Annotated in this window: 2 protein-coding genes; one reads left to right on the plus strand and one right to left on the minus strand. The window is 71.5% G+C overall.

Annotated elements, in window-relative coordinates; all coding sequences use genetic code 11:
• Nucleotides 1-1,528 (plus strand): sodium-dependent transporter (locus Q7W29_14780; GenBank protein ID MDO9173086.1); only part of this gene is annotated, 1,528 nt, incomplete at its 5' end.
• Between the two features lie 9 nt (nucleotides 1,529-1,537).
• Here the strand turns inward: Q7W29_14780 and Q7W29_14785 are convergent.
• A partial coding sequence (locus tag Q7W29_14785) for a tetratricopeptide repeat protein (GenBank protein ID MDO9173087.1) occupies nucleotides 1,538-2,684 on the minus strand: 1,147 nt, incomplete at its 5' end.

A 2,684-nucleotide genomic window follows, 5' to 3' on the forward strand; every position in this document is an offset into this window, starting at 1 on the left:
GCGCATCGGCCTGATCCTGGCCATGGCGGGCAACGCCATCGGGCTGGGCAACTTCCTGCGCTTCCCGCGCCAGGCGGCCGACAACGGCGGCGGCGCCTTCATGATCCCCTACTTCATCGCGCTGCTGCTGCTCGGCATCCCCCTGATGTGGGTCGAGTGGACCACGGGCCGGTACGGCGGCACCCGGGGCCACGGTTCCACGCCGGGGATGTTCCACCTGATGTGGAAGCACCCCCTGGCCAAGTACCTCGGCGCCTTCGGCATCTTCCTGCCCTTCACCATCGGCATCTACTACTGCTTCATCGAGTCGTGGACGCTGGGCTTCAGCTGGTTCTCCGGCACCGGCGCCTACTGGGGCAACACCTCGCGCGAGGCGATGAGCCAGTTCCTGCAGGGCTACCAGGGCGTCGCCGCCAACGGGTTCTTCCCCTCGGTCCTGCCCGCGGTCGCCTTCCTGGCGCTGACCCTGTTCTTCAACTGGTTCTTCCTGGCGCGCGGCATCTCCCGCGGCATCGAGGTGCTGGCGAAGTACGGCCTGCCGGTGCTGTTCGTGTTCGCGATCGTGCTGGCGGTGCGCGTGCTGACCATGGGCGCGCCGGACCCCTCCTTCCCGGAACGCAACGTGGCCGAGGGGCTGGCCTTCGTCTGGCAGCCTGACTTCGCCCTGCTCGGGCGGGCCTCGGTCTGGCTGGCGGCGGCCGGCCAGATCTTCTTCACGCTCAGCCTGGGCCAGGGGATGATCAACTGCTACGCCTCGTACGTGCGCGAGCAGGACGACGTCACCCTGAACGGCCTGGCCACCACGATGACCAACGAGTTCGCCGAGGTGATCCTCGGCGGCACCATCGCGATCCCGGTCGCGGTCGCCTTCTTCGGCATCGCCGAGACGCAGCAGATCGCGGCGGCCGGCTCCTTCGACCTCGGCTTCGTCGCCATGCCCGCCATCTTCCAGCAGCTGCCCCTCGGCCAGCTGCTCGGCGCGATGTGGTTCCTGCTGCTGTTCATCGCCGGCATCACCTCGTCGGTGGCGCTGCTGTCGCCGGCGGTCGCCTTCGTCGAGGACGAATTCAAATGGTCGCGCGTGAGGTCCGTCAACGCGGTCTTCGCCGTGCTGCTGGCGGGCACGGTCGCCGTGGTGGCGTTCTTCCGCTACGGCTTCATGGACGAGATGGACTTCTGGGCCGGCACGTTCGGCCTGGTCGTGTTCGGCGTCATCGAGGTGATCATCTTCGGCTGGGTGTTCGGAGTCGAGCGCGGCTGGCAGGAGATGCACAAGGGGGCGCAGCTGAAGGTCCCCGGCGTCTTCAAGTTCGTGATCAAGTACGTCACGCCGCTCTACATGCTGGCCATCCTGGGCGTCTGGACGTACCAGGACGCCGTGCCCAAGCTGCTCATGCACGACGAGGCGGAAGCGAACATCCCCTACCTGTGGGGAGCGCGCGCGCTCATGCTCGCGATCGTGGGGCTGAACCTGTGGCTGATCGCCAAGGCGTGGCGGCGGCACGACCGCAGCCCGGTCGCCCGGTGACCGTCGGGCTCACTGCCGGGCGCGGGCACGGGCCTGCTGCAGCAGGGGCGGGATGTCGGGGTGGTCGGGCGCGAGCTCCAGGGCGCGGGTGAAGTCGTCCGCCGCCTCGCTCCAGCGGCGTGACTGGTAGCGGTGCAGCCCGCGGTTGAACCAGGCGGCCGCCAGGCCGGGATCCAGGGCCAAGGCGCGGTCCAGCGCCTCCTCCCCCTGCGACGCGCGCCCGGTCATGATCAGCGCGTAGCCCAGATCGCTCCAGATCTCCGCCCGCTGCGGCGCCGCGACCAGCGCCTCGCGCAGCCATTCCTCCGCGGCTTCGACCCGGCCGGTTCGGTTCAGCAGGCGCCCGTACGTCGCCGCGAGCTCCCCCCCGCCTTCGCCGCGCTCCCGCCGGGCGGTCAGGACGCGCCGCAGGTCCTCCAGCGCCAGCTCGTCGGCGCCGATCCTCGCGTACAGCAGCCCGCGTCCGGCCCGGCACTGCTCCTGGTGATCGTCGAGGCGGATGCAGACCCCGTAGGCGTCCACGGCGCGGTCGGCCCACGCGACGCGGGCGGTCGACGCAGTCGACGCGGTCGCCGCCGCGAAGCTGTCGCTGGCCGCCAAGGCCCAGCCGTAGGGCGAGCCGGCCGCCAGCAGGCGTCCGAAGGCGATCCAGACGGGGCGGCGTCCGGGCTCGGCGCGCCCCTCGTCGACCAGGACGTCGACGGGTCCCGGGCAGGTGCCCGGCCCCAGCGCGAGCGCGTCGTGGCTGTAGGTGAAGAAGCGGCGGGCCTCCACGGGGTCGCCGACGCGCTCGCAGACCAGGGCCAGGTCGCGATGGAAGCGGGCGGACCAGGGGGCCTCGGGACGCGTGTCGCGCAGCCAGTAGTAGGCGTTCGCCACGTCGCCGCGGGCCAGTTCGGCGACGCCCCGGATCCACCGCCACTCGAAGCGGAAGTACTCCTTGGTCTCGATGTCGCGCGAGATGTTGTAGGCGCCCCGCAGGTCGCCGTGCGCGGCCCGGCACAGCCCCTGCAGCATGCGGACCTCGCGCTCGGCGGGCGAGATCCGGGCCGCGCTGTCGGCCCAGGCGTGGGCCAGCGTCCAGCGGCCGCGGTCGCGGTGCAACCAGCCGCGAGCCAGGGCCAGTCGCAGGCGCGCCTCGCGCCGCGCCGCGACC

The organism is bacterium (genome assembly GCA_030654305.1).
Taxonomy (GTDB): domain Bacteria; phylum Krumholzibacteriota; class Krumholzibacteriia; order LZORAL124-64-63; family LZORAL124-64-63; genus PNOJ01.